Below are 17,448 nucleotides of genomic sequence, written 5' to 3' on the forward strand. Positions count from 1 at the left end.
TGCGCAGGAACCAGCGGTACGCTGTATTGACCTGGATTTCCTTCACCAGCCGGCGTTCAGAGGGAATGCCAAAGAGATAGCCTGGCAGCATCATCTTAATCAGGCGTACCGGGTCAATGGCGGGCCTGCCGTTATCAGCGCAGTAGAGGTGTTTTACGGCATCGCGGATAAATTCAAAGTCGATGGTGGCATCAATTTTACGTACCAGATGGTCTTCGGGAACGAGTTCCTCAAGGGTGACCATTTCAAACTGGTACTGTTGTGGGGCAGGTTCTCTGAGCATGGCGGTCAGTCCGTTAATTGTACTGACCTTATTAGATCAAAGTCCTGACCTTACGGCCAGGACTTTGTCAGCAGTCTGAAAGGGCGCTGCTGCGCCCTTTTTTGCTTCCCTGGATTCACGCGCTATCAGAACAGTTCGTGTGTTTCCCCGTTATCAATTATCGTCGTGCCCACTTCATGTACTGCCTGCTGCGTTGGCTGAGTTCCTTCTATGAAGTACTCCTGACGGCTGCTGCCACCACTGGCCAACTGGCCAGTGCTGCGGTCGATGTTGACGGTGAGCACGCCTGGCGGCGGCGTTAACGGATCTTCCGGCACACCATCCAGCACCACTTTCATGTAAGCATCCCAGGCTGGCTGGGCGCTTTTCGCCCCGCCTTCATAACCGGAAATTTGATCTTTAATCGCTCCGGAAGCAGTGGTTCGCCCCAAATCGCGACGATGATCGTCAAAACCGATCCACACGGAAGTGACAACACCCGGACCATAACCAGAGAACCAGGCATCTTTCGAGCTGTTGGTGGTACCGGTTTTACCGCCGATATCGTTACGCTTGAGATCGCGTCCCGCGCGCCAGCCCGTACCCTGCCAACCTGGTTCGCCAAAGATGTTGCTGTTCAGCGCGCTTTTAATCAGGAATGACAGCGGCGTGCTAATCACATGCGGCGCATACTCTTCGCCACCGCTGCGTTGAACCAGCGCCTGATTTGCCTGCTCCAGTTGTGGCTGTGGCACTGAGCTGTTCTGCTGCGCCTGTGACGTGGCGACGTTTTCCATGTCTTTATTTTCAAGCACATTTGATTTCGGCGTTTCGCCGTAAATTACCGGAATGTCGCAATCGGCACACGCCACTTTCGGGTGCGCTTCAAATAGCACGTTACCCTGATCGTTTTCGATTTTCGTGATGTAGTACGGATCGACCAGGAACCCACCGTTAGCCATCACCGAATAGCCTCTTGCAACCTGCATCGGCGTAAATGAGGCTGAGCCCAGCGCCAGTGATTCGGTATGCACAATGTTTTGCGCCGGGAAACCAAAACGCTGTAAATACTCTGCGGCATAATCGACGCCCATCGCACGCATCGCACGTACCATTACTACGTTCTTCGATTGCCCCAGCCCCTGGCGCAGACGGATTGGACCGGCATATTCATCCGGCGAGTTCTTCGGCCGCCAGTCGGAACCCGCACCCACATCCCAGCGGGAAATCGGGGCATCGTTAAGAATGCTTGCCAGCGTCAGGCCTTTATCCATCGCCGCCGTGTAAAGAAACGGTTTGATGTTCGAACCCACCTGGCGCAGCGCCTGAGTCGCTCGGTTAAACTTGCTCTGGTTAAAATCGAAGCCACCGACCAGCGCCAGTACCGCGCCATTATGCGGATTGATAGAGACCAACGCAGAGTTTACATCCGGCACCTGCGCCAGCCACCAGGCGTTATCGACCTGGCGTACCCAAATCTGCTGCCCGGCCTGTATAGCATCCGTCACTTTACGTGGCGTAGCGCCCTGCTGCGTATCAGAGCGGTAAGGGCGAGCCCAGCGGACGCCGTCCATGCGCAATGAAACCGATGTACCATCAGCCATCATCGCCACGGCTTCTTGCGGATTTGCGCTGGTGACGACCGCCGGAGAGAGTGGCCCATATGTCGGCAGGGTTTTCAGTGAGTCCGTGATTTTTTTACTGTCCCATGCGGCTTCACCGATTTTCCACAACACATTCGACGGACCGCGATAGCCGTGGCGCATGTCGTAATCCATCACGTTATTGCGTACGGCAGTCTGCGCAGCCTGCTGCACTTTACGCGTAATGGTGGTGTAGACGCGGTAGCCATCCTCATAGGCTTTGTCGCCATAACGGGCGACCATATCCTGACGTACCATCTCGGAAAGATAAGGCGCGGAGAAAGCAATTTCCGGCGCATGGTAGTTTGCGTCTATCGCCTCGCTGCGCGCCTGGTCGGCTTGCTGTTCAGTGATATAACCTTCACTCTCCATACGCGCCAGCACAACGTTACGACGTGCGGTTGCCCGTTCAAGCGAATAGAGTGGATTAAAAGTAGATGGCGCTTTCGGTAAACCGGCAATCACCGCCATCTCACTTAGCGTCAGTTGATCAACTGACTTACCAAAATAAACCTGCGCCGCAGCGCCCACGCCATAAGCGCGATAGCCGAGGTAGATTTTGTTGAGGTAAAGCTCAAGGATCTCGTCTTTGCTTAACAACTGCTCAATACGGATCGCCAGGAACACCTCTTTGATTTTACGCATCATGGTGCGTTCCGGGCTCAGGAAGAAGTTACGCGCTAACTGCTGCGTAATCGTACTTGCTCCCTGTGAGGCATGGCCGGAGAAGAGCGCTATGCTGGCGGCACGGAAAATCCCCACCGGGTCAACACCGTGGTGCTCATAAAAACGGCTATCTTCAGTAGCGATAAACGCTTTTACCAGTTCTGGCGGAATTTGGCTCAGGGTCAGCGGGATGCGGCGCTTTTCACCATACTGTGCAATCAATTCGCCATCTGCGCTGTACACCTGCATTGGAATCTGTAACCGGACGTCTTTGAGCGTCGCGACGTCGGGTAACTGCGGCTCAATATATTTGTACAGACCGTAAATCGAGCCTGCTCCCAGCAGAATGCAAAAGACTGCAAGGATGAATAAATACTTTACGAACTTCACTGGAGATTTCCCATTAAGAGTCATTTGGGCAGTTTATAAACAACCGCGCGGTAGTATAAAGGCAACCCTGATGCATTGATATAGCGTCATCCCCGTAGACGATAAGGAGATCGTAACTTATGGCATTCAGACACTGGCAAATTGGGCTGCATATTCAACAAGATGGTATATATATTGTGGCGCTTGCCGCCACACGTGGTGGTCAGGCTTTACGCCGCTGGTGGCACTTTCCTTTACCAGCAGGAACGATTGTTCAGGGGCGTATTAAAACACCTGAAACGCTTCTCGTCGCGCTGCGTCCCTGGCGACAATCCTTACCGCAACGGCACTGTGTTCGACTAGCCTTTCCCGCCGTACAAACTCTGCAAAAAAAGCTACCGCGCCCGGTTATTGCGCTGCGCGAAGAGGCGATTAACCGCTGGGTATCACAGACGATGGCGCGAGAGCTGGAAATGGCGGAAAACGAGCTCTGCTTTGATTTTACGGAAGATGAGTCAGCGAAAACTTATGGTGTGACTGCGGCGCAGAATAAAGACGTAGCGGTGCTACTCGATATGGCGCAGGCCCTCTCGCTGCACCTCTCTTCTATTACGCCTGATGCCAGTGCGTTGCAGGCTTTACTGCCCTGGCTCGCGCCACCTGCCCGTTGCCTGGTGTGGCGCGACGAACGGCAATGGTTATGGGCAACAAAAGAGAGTTGGGGCCGGCGTGTGCAAGAGGATGCCGATAGCGTTGTTCAGTTAGCCAGTGTGTTGGGGCTACCTGCGGATGAAATGGTACAGTGCAGCGATTTACCCGGGGGCTTCGATTGCTGGAGCGTAGTACATTCACGTCAACCGCCGTTGCCGGCAGTAGGTGATCGCTATGCTGTCGCTCTCGGGCTGGCCATCGCCAGGGGATATTGATGGCTGGCGTGAATTTTCTGCCCTGGCGGCAATACCGGCGGCGACGCAGCGTACGTCTTTGGGCGAGCGTCTTTATCGCCAACCTCCTGCTGACAGGCGGCGCAGGTGTGCTTTGGCGGGCATCAGTAGCTATCGAGCTTTACGGGCGGGTTCTCTGGCAGCAAGCCGATGCGACATTGCTCGCCTCGCTGGTGGCAGCTAAAGAACCTTTGCTGGCGCGGCAGGAAGCGTGGCGCAAGGAGCAGGTTCGCCGGCAGCGCCGACAGGATACGTTGGCGTGGCGGCTTCGTTTGCTTAGCCTGGCCGCAAATCTCCCACAGAACACATGGCTGACGCAACTGCGTTGGCAGCAACATCAATTGTCGTTATCAGGCCTTGCCAGTTCGGTTAGGGCATTAGCTGTACTTGAGCAGCAACTGCGTGGCATCGCGGGGTTTCAGTTACAACAAACCGGTGCAATGGAGCGGGATGTACAGGGGCGCTGGCAATTTCACTACCAGCTTAAGAAGGAGATCGATGATGCCCCTGAACGCTGATTTCTGGTTTGTGCTGCCGCCATGGCAACGTACGGCATGCTGGCTGCTGAGCATTTTTTGCGGCTTGCTTTTGGTGTGGTGGTTAGCCATTTCCCCGCTTAATGCAGCGCAGGCACAGTTAATCATTCAGCAAAGCGCTCAACAGGCGGCATTACAGGCTCAGTGGCGCACACTACGTGCATTATTCCCACCGACAGAAAGTGTGTCCTTACCCGCTGCGCAACCTTTTAGCCCTCTGGATTTTCAGGAGACCAACAGGCAGCTCATCCGCTGGCAGCCTGGAAAAAATGGGGGGGAGCTGGTGCTGGAAACCCGCTGGGAAGCGGTGACAGAAACCTTTGTGCGCCTGGCCAGTTGCGACATACAGGTTCCGGCATTTTCGCTGACAGCGGGTACTGATTTGTTGCGTTTTACCCTGCAATTGGAGCATGACGATGATCGTTGAACGCGTGGTTTTTGCCTGTGCGTTATGCCTGCTGCTGAGTGGAATGCGCGACCCCTTCCTGCCGCCGCCGGATACCTGCAAGATCGCCCAACTGGATCAGTGGCTGTTTCGCGGCACGATTCAGGGCAAGCATATGGTGGGCATATTGCGTGACGCCAATAAACACTGGCATCGGGTCGCTGTGGGTGAGTTATTGTCAACGGGCTGGCGCGTTATTTCTATCACCGTGGATGAACTGCAAATTTCCACGGGTAAGGATTGCATCCCGGCGCAATGGCGCTGGAAACGAGATGGAACTCAGAATGAAAAAATGGATAGTGGGCCTTATGCTCTTCGCCCTGCATCACGCCAGCACAGCGACAACGCAGCTCGTCACACTGATCGTTGATGATGTACCGGTTACACAGGTGCTACAGACGCTGGCCGCGCTTGAAAAGCAAAATATGGTGATCCAGAAAGACATCAGCGGCACGTTATCGCTGCACTTAACCGATGTCCCCTGGCGGCAGGCGTTGCAAACCGTGGCGGAAAGCGCCGGATTAACGCTCAGTCAGAAAGGGACAATCTGGCAGGTTCACTCCGCGTCATGGCAGCAACAAAAGCAGGCGGAACAGGATGCCCGGCACGCCCGACAAAAAAAGAATGCCCCGCTGCAAACGCGTAGCATCGTGTTGCGCTATGCGGAGGCAGAAGAACTGGCAAAAGCGGGAGGAAAATTGCTTAGTCCGCAAGGCGCGATAACCGTGGACTCGCGGCTTAACCGCTTGCTGATCCGGGATAATAAAGAGGGGCTGGCAACGTTTGAAAAATGGGTGGCGCAAATGGATTTACCGGTCGAGCAGGTTGAGCTGGCGGCGCATATTGTCACCATCAACGAAAAAAGCCTGCGTGAGCTGGGCGTGAAATGGGGGTTGGCGCAGAGCGCCGAAACAGCGCGTGGGCAGATAAATGCGTTATCTGCGGATCTCTCTGCTCCCAATGCCAGTACACGCGTGGGGTTCAATATTGGCAGTATTAATGCCCGTTTGCTCGATCTGGAGCTTTCCGCGCTGGAGCAAAAGCAGCAGTTGGAGATTATCGCCAGCCCACGTCTACTGGCTTCCCACCGTCAGCCCGCCAGCATCAAACAGGGAAGCGAAATTCCTTATCAGGTTGCCAACGGCGAAAATAATACCTCGGTCGAATTTCGCGAGGCAGTACTGGGGATGGAAGTGACGCCAACGGTGTTGCCTGATAAACGTGTTCGTCTGAAGCTGCGTATCAGTCAGAATATGCCAGGTCAGGTGCTACAACAGTCCGGAGGCGAAGCCCTGGCGATTGATAAGCAGGAAATTGAAACACTGGTGGAGGTAAAAAGCGGCGACACGCTGGCGCTTGGTGGAATTTTTTCGCAAAAGCGCACCACAAATAAAAACCAAATTCCGGGGCTTGGGTCTCTGCCTGGCATTGGCCAGCTATTCCGTCAGGATGGAAAGAATAGCGAACGACGAGAGCTGGTCGTATTCATTACCCCACGGTTGGCGGCGGTACATTAAACCTGCCGTAATCCTCCTTTTTCTGCGGAACTTGGTTCAGGTGTTTGACGTGAGAGATGATTTAGCTTACAAGGAGTACCGATTTGAGCGTCAGTGGTCTCCGTCGTATAGCAAGCAGCATGAAGGATAACGTGTTTATTCAGTTGCCAAACAAGCCGGAGTACTGAGATAATTTTCGATCTGACTCTCGCACTATCGCATATGAGGTTTCAGTTCATGTCCTGCTACGCTGGGTATCTGTGAAGCGGGTTTATCATCAACGAATAGTCTTAGTAGTACCGAAAAAATGGCAGAGAAACGCAATATCTTTCTGGTTGGGCCTATGGGTGCCGGCAAAAGCACTATTGGGCGTCAGTTAGCTCAACAACTCAATATGGAATTTTACGATTCTGATCAAGAGATTGAGAAACGAACCGGAGCTGATGTGGGTTGGGTCTTCGATGTTGAAGGTGAAGAAGGCTTCCGTGATCGCGAAGAAAAAATCATCAATGAGCTGACGGAAAAACAGGGCATCGTTCTGGCGACTGGCGGTGGTTCTGTGAAATCTCGCGAAACCCGTAATCGTCTCTCCGCCCGTGGAGTAGTGGTGTATCTGGAAACCACTATCGAAAAGCAATTGGCTCGCACTCAACGTGATAAAAAACGCCCGCTTCTGCAAGTGGATGCGCCACCGCGAGAAGTACTGGAGGCGCTGGCTGACGAACGTAATCCTTTGTACGAAGAAATTGCAGACGTGACCGTTCGTACCGACGACCAGAGTGCTAAAGTGGTCGCAAACCAGATTATCCATATGCTGGAAAGCAACTAATTCTGGCTTAATAACAGGCCTGCGGGTTTAAGCAACTAAGGTGGATGTCGCGTCATGGAGAGGATCACCGTCACTCTTGGGGAACGTAGTTACCCGATTACCATCGCGGCTGGTTTGTTTAACGATCCAGCTTCCTTTTCGCCTTTGAAGTCTGGTGATCAGGTTATGCTGGTTACTAATGAAACATTGGCTCCGCTCTATCTTGATAAGGTTCGCCACGTTCTTGAACAGGCTGGCGTGAAGGTCGATAGCGTGATTCTTCCCGACGGCGAGCAGTACAAAAGCCTGGCGGTGATGGATACCGTATTTACTGCTTTGTTGCAAAAACCACACGGGCGTGACACGACACTGGTTGCTCTGGGCGGCGGCGTAATCGGTGATTTAACCGGTTTTGCAGCGGCCAGTTATCAGCGCGGCGTACGCTTTATTCAGGTTCCAACCACACTTCTGTCTCAGGTCGATTCCTCCGTTGGTGGTAAAACGGCGGTAAATCACCCCCTTGGCAAAAACATGATCGGTGCCTTCTACCAGCCTGCGTCTGTCGTTGTTGACCTTGATTGTCTTGCCACCCTTCCCGCCCGTGAACTCTCCTCCGGTCTTGCTGAAGTGATCAAATACGGCATTATTCTTGACGGTGAGTTCTTTGACTGGCTGGAACAAAATATGGATGCGCTTCTGCGTCTCGACGGCCCGGCGATGGCATACTGCATCCGACGTTGTTGTGAGCTTAAAGCCGAAGTTGTTGCTGCCGATGAGCGGGAAACCGGCTTACGTGCTTTACTGAATCTGGGGCATACCTTCGGCCATGCTATTGAAGCGGAAATGGGCTACGGTAACTGGCTACATGGCGAAGCTGTCGCGGCTGGCATGGTGATGGCGGCGCATGCTTCTGAGCGTCTTGGCCAGTTCAGTAAAGCAGATACGCAGCGTATCAAGACGCTGCTCAAGCGTGCTGGTCTGCCAGTGCAGGGACCGCATGAAATGACGGCGGAAGCCTATCTGCCACATATGATGCGCGATAAAAAAGTGCTGGCGGGGGAAATGCGCTTAGTGCTCCCGTTAGCCATAGGGAAGAGTGAAGTTCGCGGCGGAGTGTCGCACGGCGTAGTACTTGGCGCTATTGCTGATTGCCAGCAGGCGTAACTATTAGAAAGGTCTGGTCACCTATTGCGTGACGTTTAACTTCGGGCGCTATGCATGTTGTGGCATACGCCTTTGTGTGGGGTGTTAAATGGATGAATACAAACCAGAAGACGGGCTGAAAACCGATCCCAGTGATCGTCGTACTGGTCGTTCTCGTCAATCTTCCGATCGTGTTGATGAACCGCAGATCAATTTTGATGACGTTGATCTCGATGCCGACGACCGCCGTCCTTCTCGTACCCGCCGGGCGCGTGATGAGCGCGAAGAAGAGGGTTATACTGAAGGAGACGACGCTCTGGACGAAGAGCGTGAAGAACGTCGTCCGCGCAAGCGTAAGAAAACGGATGCCGCAAAACCTGCTTCGCGCCAGTACATGATGATGGGCATTGGCATTCTGGTGTTACTATTGCTTATTATCGGTATCGGTTCAGCGTTAAAATCCCCTGCGCCTTCCACGGCCAATCAACAGAATGCTCCGGCAGAGAAGAATATCGATCTCTCCGGTAACAATGGAAGTGCGGGCGGCCCCGCCGCCGCTAACCAGGCGAATAACGCGCAGCCCGCTACCGGCTCGTCGCCTGCTCAACAACCTGCTGGCAATGCACCAGCGCCGCAGGATGTTACCTTACCGCCAATCTCCTCGACACCATCCCAGGGTGAGTCGCCTGCAACGCCTGCTGGTCAGCAACGTGTAGAAGTTCAGGGCGATCTGAACACCGCGCTGTCGCAGCCGCAAAACCAGTCGCAGATTGACAATGCGGTAAGCTCTACGCTGCCGACAGAACCTGCAACAGTAGCGCCGGTGCATAACGGCAATGCTCGACAGACGACAGAAAGTCATTCGGCTGCAACGCGTCCCGAGCGTAAACAGATGGTGATTGAGCCAAAACCGGTGGTTAAAGCGCCGGTCGCGAAGGCCGAGTCAAAACCGGTTACCCAGCCGCCAAAACGCACTGAAACTACGGTAACCGCTCCAGTGAAAGCACCCGCGACAGCAACAACGGCCGCGACTGCTACGCCGGTACAACAGCCGAAGGCTGCCACTGCTGCAAGCAACGCCGTCTCAACCGGGAATGTTGGCGAGCTGAAATCGGCTCCGGGTAGCCACTACACGCTGCAACTGAGTAGTTCCTCAAATTACAGCAACCTGAATTCGTGGGCGAAGAAAGAAAATCTGAAAAACTTCGTGGTTTATCAGACGACGCGTAACGGCCAGCCGTGGTATGTGCTGGTAAGCGGCGTGTATGCATCAAAAGATGATGCAAAACGTGCAGTTGCTACACTTCCCGCTGATGTGCAGGCGAAGAACCCTTGGGCCAAGCCGCTGCATCAGGTTCAGGCAGATCTAAAGTAATGTTTAAAGCGCAGGATGCTGTCGGAGCTTTTTCCACAGCCGGAGAGAGTGTAAGTAATCAGTCAGCATGAAAAAAAATCGCGCTTTTTTGAAATGGGCAGGGGGGAAATACCCCCTGCTGGAAGATATCGGAAGGTATCTGCCGAAGGGTGAATGCCTGATCGAGCCATTCGTCGGCGCGGGTTCGGTGTTTCTTAACACCACATACCCCCGCTATATCCTCGCTGATATCAACAGCGATTTGATTAGTCTCTATAACATCGTCAAAGACCGTCCTGATGAGTACGTTCAGCATGCGCGGGAATTGTTCATGCCTGCGACGAATCAGTCTGTGATTTACTATCAGTTGCGCGAGGAATTTAACCAGTGCCAGGATCCGTTCCGGCGAGCGCTGCTGTTTTTGTACCTCAACCGACATGGTTATAACGGCCTGTGTCGTTATAATCTGCGCGGCGAATTTAATGTGCCGTTCGGTCGCTATAAAAAACCCTATTTTCCGGAAGTGGAGTTGTATCAATTCGCGGAAAAAGCGCAGAATGCCTTTTTTTACTGCGAATCCTACGCCGACAGCATGGCGCGCGCTGACGAGAATTCAGTCATCTACTGCGATCCGCCTTATGCCCCGCTTTCTGCAACGGCAAACTTTACGGCGTACCACACAAACAGCTTCAGTCTGGAACATCAGGCGCACCTGGCTACTATTGCCGAGAACCTGGTGCAGAACCGAATCCCGGTATTGATTTCCAACCACGACACCGCGTTGACGCGTGAGTGGTATCATCAGGCAAAATTGCATGTGGTGAAAGTGCGCCGCAGTATCAGCAGTAACGGCGGCACACGCAAAAAGGTGGATGAATTGCTGGCGCTTTATTGCCCGGCGACACTTTAACCCGCTTTCGCCGCGTTGCCAGACCCTATTTTCTCAAGGAGATGCGGATGAAACAGTATTTGATTGCCCCTTCGATTTTATCGGCTGACTTTGCTCGCCTGGGTGAAGACACCGCCAACGCGCTGGCCGCCGGTGGCGACGTTGTCCACTTTGATGTGATGGACAACCATTACGTACCGAACCTGACTATCGGGCCGATGGTGCTTAAAGCGCTGCGTAACTACGGCATCACCGCACCTATCGACGTGCATTTGATGGTGAAACCGGTTGACCGCCTGGTGCCGGATTTCGCTGCCGCAGGTGCGAGCATCATTACCTTTCATCCCGAAGCTTCCGAGCACGTTGACCGCACGCTGCAACTGATTAAAGAGCAGGGTTGTAAAGCGGGGCTGGTGTTTAACCCGGCAACGTCGCTGAGCTATCTCGATTATGTGATGGACAAGCTGGATGTGATCCTGCTGATGTCGGTGAACCCCGGTTTTGGTGGTCAATCCTTTATTCCGCATACGCTGGATAAACTGCGCGAAGTTCGCCGCCGTATTGATGCTTCCGGTTTTGATATTCGTCTGGAAGTCGATGGCGGGGTTAAAGCCAGCAATATCGGCGAGATTGCCGCTGCTGGTGCGGATATGTTCGTGGCAGGTTCAGCGATTTTTGATAAGCCGGATTACAAACAGGTTATTGATGAAATGCGTAGCGAACTGGCGAAGGTAAGTCATGGATAAATTGCAGTCAATTCAAGGTGTAGCGTTCGATCTGGATGGTACGCTGGTGGATAGCGCGCCGGGGTTGACGGCCGCCGTAGACAGCGCGTTGTATGCGCTGGAACTCCCTCAAGCCGGTGAAGCTCGCGTGGTGACCTGGATTGGTAACGGCGCGGACGTGCTGATGGAACGTGCATTCAACTGGTCGCGCCAGGAACGTGCTATTCAGCGTGCGACGCAGGGCAAGCCAGATATTGAAGATCATGATGTTCCGCAGGAAGAGCAGATTCGCATGCTGCGTAAGCTGTTTAACCGTTATTACGAAGAGACGGTGGAAGAAGGTAGTTTTCTGTTCCCGGACGTGGCAGACACCTTGATTGCACTGCACGCTAAAGGCCTGCCTCTGGCGCTGGTGACCAATAAACCGACGCCGTTTGTCGCTCCGCTGCTGGAAGCGCTTGATATCGCGCAATTCTTCTCTTTTGTCGTTGGCGGTGACGATGTGGTGAACAAAAAGCCACACCCGGAACCGTTGCTTCTGGTGTGTAAAAAGCTCAATATTCAGCCTCACGAGCTACTTTTCGTGGGTGATTCGCGTAACGATATCCGGGCTGCGAAAGCGGCAGGCAGTGTTTCTGTGGGCCTGACTTACGGTTATAACTACGGCGAAGCAATCACCCTGAGCGAACCAGACCTCGTCTTTGATCACTTTAAGGACTTACTGCCCGCATTTGGGCTTTCGCATATTGAACATCAGGAAATGAAAAATGACTAAGCCCATCGTCTTTAGTGGCGCACAGCCCTCAGGTGAACTAACCATTGGCAACTATATGGGTGCGCTGCGTCAGTGGGTAAACATGCAGGACGACTATCACTGTATCTATTGCATCGTTGACCAGCACGCGATTACCGTGCGTCAGGATCCGCAGACGCTGCGTAAAGCGACGCTGGATACGCTGGCGCTGTATCTGGCCTGTGGTATTGATCCGCAGAAAAGTACCATTTTCGTTCAGTCGCATGTGACTGAACATGCCCAGTTGGGCTGGGCGCTGAACTGCTACACCTATTTTGGTGAGTTGAGCCGTATGACGCAGTTCAAAGACAAATCCGCCCGCTATGCGGAAAACATCAACGCTGGTCTGTTTGATTATCCGGTACTGATGGCGGCAGATATTTTGCTGTATCAGACCAATCTGGTGCCGGTTGGGGAAGATCAGAAGCAGCATCTGGAACTGAGCCGTGATATCGCCCAGCGTTTTAACGCGATCTACGGCGAAATCTTTAAGGTGCCGGAGCCGTTCATTCCGAAATCCGGTGCGCGCGTGATGTCGCTGCTGGAGCCGACGAAGAAAATGTCCAAGTCGGACGATAACCGTAACAACGTGATTGGCCTGCTGGAAGATCCGAAATCCGTGGTGAAGAAAATCAAACGCGCGGTGACCGATTCCGACGAACCGCCGGTTGTGCGTTATGATATCGCCAACAAAGCGGGCGTTTCCAACCTGCTGGATATTCTCTCTGCCGTTACCGGCCAGAGCATTCCGCAACTGGAACAGCACTTCGAAGGCAAAATGTACGGCCATCTGAAAGGCGAAGTGGCGGAAGCGGTTTCCGGCATGCTGACCGAGTTGCAGGAGCGTTATCATCGCTACCGCAATGACGAGGCCTTCCTGCAGAAGGTGATGAAAGAGGGGTCTGAGAAAGCCAGCGCGCGCGCCTCTGAAACGCTGAAAAAAGTCTACGAAGCGATAGGCTTTGTCGCCAAACCGTAATTGATGACCGTAATTGATGATAGCCGGATGAGCGAAGTCGCCATCCGGCAATTTATGTTAAAACCACTTCAGCTTATCGCGTAGCGCCACGACGCGACCCACTATAATTAGCGCCGGGCTTTCCACCTGCTGCGCTAGCTCGCCGAGTTGCGATAAATCACCGCTCACCACCCGCTGCTGCACCGAGGTTCCGTTCTCTACCAGCGCGACCGGCATATCGGCCTGCATACCGTGCTCAATGAGCTTCGCCTGGATGGTGGCGGCCTGATTTAAGCCCATATAAAATACCAGCGTCTGTTTTTCTGCCGCCAGGTTGGCCCAGTCCAGCTCGCAGCCGGTTTTCAGATGACCCGTTACCAGCCGTACGCTTTGTGCATAATCGCGGTGGGTCAGGGGAATGCCTGAATAGGCCGAACAGCCGGATGCTGCGGTAATCCCCGGCACAACAGAGAAGGGAATTCCTGCATGGCACAGGGTTTCCAGCTCTTCGCCGCCGCGGCCGAAAATGAACGGATCGCCGCCCTTCAGACGCACAACGCGTTTGCCGCTCTGTGCTTCACGCAGCAGGATCTGGTTGATCTCTTCCTGCGGCACGCAGTGGTAACCTGCGCGTTTGCCGACAAAGATACGATCGGCATCGCGGCGCACCAGATTCATGATCTCATCCGAAACCAGACGATCGTAGACCACCACATCGGCCTGCTGGATTTGCTGCAAACCTTTCAACGTCAGTAATCCGGCGTCGCCAGGACCCGCGCCCACCAATACTACTTCGCCCCGGTTATCCAGTGGTTCAGCCAGTAGCTGTTCGGTGATTTTTTCTACCGCAGCAGTATTCTGGTTCGCCAGAGATTGCGCCAGCCGGTCGTTAACAAACAGTTTTTCCCAGAAACGGCGGCGTTCGCCGATGCTGGCGAACTGGCGCTTTACACGGCTACGTAGCTTGCCAGCAAAGTGCGCAACATGGCCGAGATGTTGCGGCAGCAGCGATTCCAGTTTCTCACGCAGTAACCGTGCCAGTACAGGCGAAGTGCCGCCGGAGGAGACGGCCACCATCAGCGGTGAGCGGTCAATAATTGACGGCATGATAAAACTCGCCTGCGTGGGAGCATCGACCACATTACAGAAGATGCGACGTGCTTCAGCCGCTGTGCTGACCTGCTGGTTAACGGCTTCGTTATCCGTGGCGGCGATCGCCAGCCAACAATCGTCAAGCAACCTTTCTTCGAATGCGCCTTCTGCCAGCGTCAGCATGCCTTCTGCTGCCCAGACGGTAAACTGCGGCGTAAACGTGAGTGCGTTAACGGTCAGTCTGGCACCTGCGTCCATCAACAACCGGGCTTTGCGTTCGGCGATATCGCCGCCGCCAACCAGCAGGCATGCGCGATCGCGTAATTGACAGAAAATGGGCAAATGATCCACGACATTACCTCTGTATTGTTGTTGTTCAACGTAGCATACCAGCAAGAGAACTGCGGAAGTTAAGGGAATCTTGAAGAAGCGGGAGCGTTGCACTCCCGCAGGAGAATCAGGCTTTGACCTGGACTTCGCTCTCTTTTACTCGCACGTCGAAATGCGCAACAGAACGGCTTTCATCCTCCATACACAGGCCATCACGCAGACGGAAACGCTGTTTCTTCAGCGGGCTTGCCACCCACAGATCGCCCTGATGTTCGGCGATAATCCCACGTGAGAGTACGCTGGCTTCAAAGAAGGGATCGATATTACTGATGGCAAAAACCTGTTCATCATGGCGCGGGCGGAAAACAGCGACTTGTTTGCCGTTTACCAGCGCGCAGACACCGGTGGCAGGCATAATGTCATCGATTTTGCAGATAGTGTTCCACTGGCTCATGCGTTTTCCTCCACTAACACGACCGGAATACGTTCATAGGGCGTTGCCGGGCGATGTTGTTCGCGTTCCGGCACCACTTGCACATTCGGGTCGCGGCGATCGCTGTTGATAAAGTGTTTGAAGCGCGTCTGGGCTGCAGGCGTGTTCACGGTTTCTGTCCATTCGCAAATTACTGCTTCACGCAGGCGGGTCATCTCTTCTTCCAGTTGCGCGTCAAAGCCCAGCTTGTCATCGATAATCACGCTTTTCAGGTACTCAATGCCGCCTTCCATGCTCTCCAGCCAGGAGGCGGTGCGGGTTAGTTTGTCGGCGGTGCGGATGTAAAACATCATAAAGCGATCGAGGTAGTGCAGCAGAGTTTCACGGTCGAGATCGGCAGCCAGCAGATCCGCATGGCGTGGTTTCATACCTCCGTTACCACAAACATAGAGGTTCCAGCCCTTTTCGGTGGCGATAATGCCGACATCTTTCCCTTGGGCTTCCGCACACTCGCGGGTACAACCGGAAACGCCGAATTTCATTTTGTGCGGTGTTCGGATGCCTTTGTAGCGATTCTCCAGTTCGACGCCAAAGCCGACGCTGTCGCCAACACCGTAGCGGCACCAGGTGGAGCCGACACATGTTTTCGCCATACGCAGCGCCTTGGCGTACGCGTGGCCCGTTTCGAAACCAGCGTTGATAAGCTGCCGCCAGATTTCCGGCAGATCGTCTTTTTGCGCGCCGAACAGGCCGATACGCTGCGAACCGGTGATTTTGGTGTACAGGTTGAATTCACGGGCGATACGGCCCACTTCCATCAACCCTTCCGGCGTGATTTCGCCGCCTGCGGAACGTGGGATCACTGAATACGTACCGTCTTTCTGGATATTGGCGAGGAAGTTGTCGTTGGTGTCCTGCAACGGCGTATGTTGCGGTTTCAGGATGTACTCGTTCCAGCAGGAAGCGAGCAGTGAACCAATGGTCGGTTTACACACTTCGCAGCCGTAGCCTTTACCGTATTTTGCCAGCAACTCGTCGAAGGATTTAATCCCTTCCACGCGGATCAGGTGATACAACTCCTGGCGCGAGTAGGCAAAGTGCTCGCACAGATTGTTGGTGACTTCGATACCCTGTTTTGCCAGCTCCGCGTTCAGCACTTGCGTTACCAGCGGAATACAGCCGCCGCAGCCGGTACCAGCTTTGGTTTCAGCTTTCAGCGCAGCAACGGTATGACAGCCTTTATTGATGGCGGCGATCAGAGCGCCTTTGGTGACGTCGAAGCAGGAACAAATTTGCGCGCTGTCTGGTAGCTTGTCGACGCCGATTGACGGTTTGCCGCTTGACGCATGTGCAGGCAGGATCAGCGCATCCGGGTTCTCTGGCAGCTCAATAACGTTGAGCACCAGTTGTAGCAGGTTACCGAAATCGCTGGTGTCGCCCACCAGCACCGCGCCGAGCAGAGTTTTGTTATCCGGGCTAACGATCAGGCGTTTGTAAACTTCTTTGCTTTCGTCGAGATAAACATAGCTACGTGCGCCCGGCGTACGACCATGCGCATCGCCGATACCGCCCACATCGACGCCGAGCAATTTCAATTTGGCGCTGAGATCTGCCCCTTCAAAGGCGTTTTGCGTACCCAGAATATGGTCTACAGCGACCTGCGCCATTTTATAACCTGGCGCGACCAGACCATACACGCGATTATTCCAGTTGGCGCATTCGCCGATGGCGTAGATGTTCGGATCGGAGGTCTGGCAGTTATCGTTGATCACGATACCGCCACGTTGAGCGACTTCCAGGCCGCACTGGGTTGCCAGCTTGTCGCGCGGGCGGATACCGGTTGAGAAGACGATAAAGTCCACTTCCAGCTCGCTGCCGTCGGCAAAGCGCATGGTTTTGCGCGCTTCGCTGCCTTCCTGCACGATCTCTTTGGTGTTTTTGCTGGTATGAACTCGCACGCCCATGCTTTCAATTTTACGCTTCAGCTGTTCACCGCCCATCTGGTCGAGCTGCTCTGCCATCAGCATCGGGGCGAATTCGATCACATGCGTTTCGACACCAAGGTTTTTCAGCGCGCCAGCGGCTTCCAGGCCCAACAGGCCACCGCCGACCACCGCGCCACGACGACTACGACGCGCGCAGGCTTCGATAGCGTTTAAATCTTCAATGGTGCGGTAGACGAAGCAGTCCTGCGTTTCTGAACCTTTGATCGGCGGGATCCACGGATAGGAGCCGGTGGCCATGATCAGTTTGTCGTAATAGACCGTGCGCCCGGCGCTGGAGTGGATCACTTTTTCCTGCCGATTGATAGTGATGGCGCGTTCGCCTGGTAGTACTTTCACACCGTGTTTTTCATAAAAGCCTTCACGCACCAGCGACAACTCTTCGGCAGTATGGTGAGAAAAATAGGAAGAGAGATGGACGCGGTCGTAGGCTTTACGCGGCTCTTCACAAAAGACAGTAATATCGAACTGAGCGGTGTCGGTTTTATCGAGGAGATCCTCTATAAAACGGTGGCCGACCATGCCGTTACCGATAATAGCGAGTTTGACTTTGCTCATT

Annotated in this window: 17 protein-coding genes; 12 read left to right on the forward strand and 5 right to left on the reverse strand. The window is 54.0% G+C overall.

What is annotated here, in order from left to right:
• A partial coding sequence (locus GA0061070_RS18990) for a transposase (RefSeq protein ID WP_139109795.1) occupies positions 1 to 283 on the reverse strand: 283 nt, incomplete at its 3' end.
• 125 nt (positions 284 to 408) lie between these two features.
• Positions 409 to 2,961: a peptidoglycan glycosyltransferase/peptidoglycan DD-transpeptidase MrcA gene (gene mrcA, locus GA0061070_RS18995; RefSeq protein WP_167353598.1), complete on the reverse strand. Its 2,553-nt coding sequence runs from the start codon at positions 2,959 to 2,961 to the stop codon at positions 409 to 411.
• Positions 2,962 to 3,080: 119 nt separating this feature from the next.
• Between mrcA and GA0061070_RS19000 the strand changes: the two genes are divergently transcribed.
• The 12 genes from GA0061070_RS19000 (at position 3,081) to trpS (ending at position 13,052) form a co-directional block, all read left to right on the forward strand.
• The gene (locus tag GA0061070_RS19000) at positions 3,081 to 3,866 is read left to right on the forward strand and encodes a DNA utilization protein HofM (RefSeq protein WP_090137556.1); all 786 of its coding nucleotides are present in this window, start codon (positions 3,081 to 3,083) and stop codon (positions 3,864 to 3,866) included.
• Positions 3,866 to 4,402 (forward strand): PilN domain-containing protein, encoded by a 537-nt coding sequence (locus GA0061070_RS19005; RefSeq protein WP_090137557.1) that lies wholly within the window; start codon positions 3,866 to 3,868, stop codon positions 4,400 to 4,402. The genes GA0061070_RS19000 and GA0061070_RS19005 overlap by 1 nt, the downstream gene beginning before the upstream one ends.
• Positions 4,383 to 4,847 carry a HofO family protein gene (locus tag GA0061070_RS19010; protein ID WP_244153171.1) on the forward strand — a complete coding sequence of 155 codons (465 nt, stop codon included), beginning with the start codon at positions 4,383 to 4,385 and terminating at the stop codon, positions 4,845 to 4,847. Before GA0061070_RS19005 ends, GA0061070_RS19010 begins: the two co-directional genes overlap by 20 nt.
• Entirely contained in the window at positions 4,837 to 5,235 is a 399-nt protein-coding gene (locus tag GA0061070_RS19015; protein WP_090137585.1) for a HofP DNA utilization family protein, read from the forward strand. Before GA0061070_RS19010 ends, GA0061070_RS19015 begins: the two co-directional genes overlap by 11 nt.
• On the forward strand, positions 5,150 to 6,382 hold the full coding sequence (gene hofQ / locus GA0061070_RS19020; RefSeq protein ID WP_090137558.1) for a DNA uptake porin HofQ: 1,233 nt from the start codon (positions 5,150 to 5,152) through the stop codon (positions 6,380 to 6,382). Before GA0061070_RS19015 ends, hofQ begins: the two co-directional genes overlap by 86 nt.
• Positions 6,383 to 6,668: 286 nt before the next feature.
• Positions 6,669 to 7,190, forward strand: coding sequence for a shikimate kinase AroK (aroK, locus tag GA0061070_RS19030; RefSeq protein WP_090125684.1), 522 nt, complete (start codon positions 6,669 to 6,671; stop codon positions 7,188 to 7,190).
• A gap of 54 nt (positions 7,191 to 7,244) precedes the next feature.
• The gene (gene aroB, locus GA0061070_RS19035; RefSeq protein WP_090137559.1) at positions 7,245 to 8,333 is read left to right on the forward strand and encodes a 3-dehydroquinate synthase; all 1,089 of its coding nucleotides are present in this window, start codon (positions 7,245 to 7,247) and stop codon (positions 8,331 to 8,333) included.
• An 88-nt stretch (positions 8,334 to 8,421) separates the two neighbouring features.
• Entirely contained in the window at positions 8,422 to 9,687 is a 1,266-nt protein-coding gene (gene damX / locus GA0061070_RS19040; RefSeq protein ID WP_090137560.1) for a cell division protein DamX, read from the forward strand.
• A gap of 67 nt (positions 9,688 to 9,754) precedes the next feature.
• Positions 9,755 to 10,576, forward strand: coding sequence for an adenine-specific DNA-methyltransferase (dam, locus tag GA0061070_RS19045; RefSeq protein ID WP_090137561.1), 822 nt, complete (start codon positions 9,755 to 9,757; stop codon positions 10,574 to 10,576).
• A gap of 47 nt (positions 10,577 to 10,623) precedes the next feature.
• The gene (rpe, locus tag GA0061070_RS19050; protein WP_090137562.1) at positions 10,624 to 11,301 is read left to right on the forward strand and encodes a ribulose-phosphate 3-epimerase; all 678 of its coding nucleotides are present in this window, start codon (positions 10,624 to 10,626) and stop codon (positions 11,299 to 11,301) included.
• Positions 11,294 to 12,055: a phosphoglycolate phosphatase gene (gph, locus tag GA0061070_RS19055; RefSeq protein ID WP_090137563.1), complete on the forward strand. Its 762-nt coding sequence runs from the start codon at positions 11,294 to 11,296 to the stop codon at positions 12,053 to 12,055. The genes rpe and gph overlap by 8 nt, the downstream gene beginning before the upstream one ends.
• Entirely contained in the window at positions 12,048 to 13,052 is a 1,005-nt protein-coding gene (trpS, locus tag GA0061070_RS19060; RefSeq protein ID WP_090137564.1) for a tryptophan--tRNA ligase, read from the forward strand. Before gph ends, trpS begins: the two co-directional genes overlap by 8 nt.
• Positions 13,053 to 13,109: 57 nt before the next feature.
• On the opposite strand, the gene cysG is transcribed toward trpS, so the two are convergent.
• The 3 genes from cysG to nirB form a co-directional block, all read right to left on the reverse strand.
• Positions 13,110 to 14,474, reverse strand: coding sequence for a siroheme synthase CysG (gene cysG, locus GA0061070_RS19065; protein ID WP_090137565.1), 1,365 nt, complete (start codon positions 14,472 to 14,474; stop codon positions 13,110 to 13,112).
• A gap of 106 nt (positions 14,475 to 14,580) precedes the next feature.
• Complete coding sequence (gene nirD / locus GA0061070_RS19070; RefSeq protein WP_090137566.1) at positions 14,581 to 14,907, reverse strand: nitrite reductase small subunit NirD; 327 nt, start codon at positions 14,905 to 14,907, stop codon at positions 14,581 to 14,583.
• Positions 14,904 to 17,447, reverse strand: coding sequence for a nitrite reductase large subunit NirB (gene nirB, locus GA0061070_RS19075; protein ID WP_090137567.1), 2,544 nt, complete (start codon positions 17,445 to 17,447; stop codon positions 14,904 to 14,906). The genes nirD and nirB overlap by 4 nt, the downstream gene beginning before the upstream one ends.
• Between the last annotated feature and the right edge of the window lies 1 nt (position 17,448).

The organism is Kosakonia oryziphila (genome assembly GCF_900094795.1).
Taxonomy (GTDB): domain Bacteria; phylum Pseudomonadota; class Gammaproteobacteria; order Enterobacterales; family Enterobacteriaceae; genus Kosakonia; species Kosakonia oryziphila.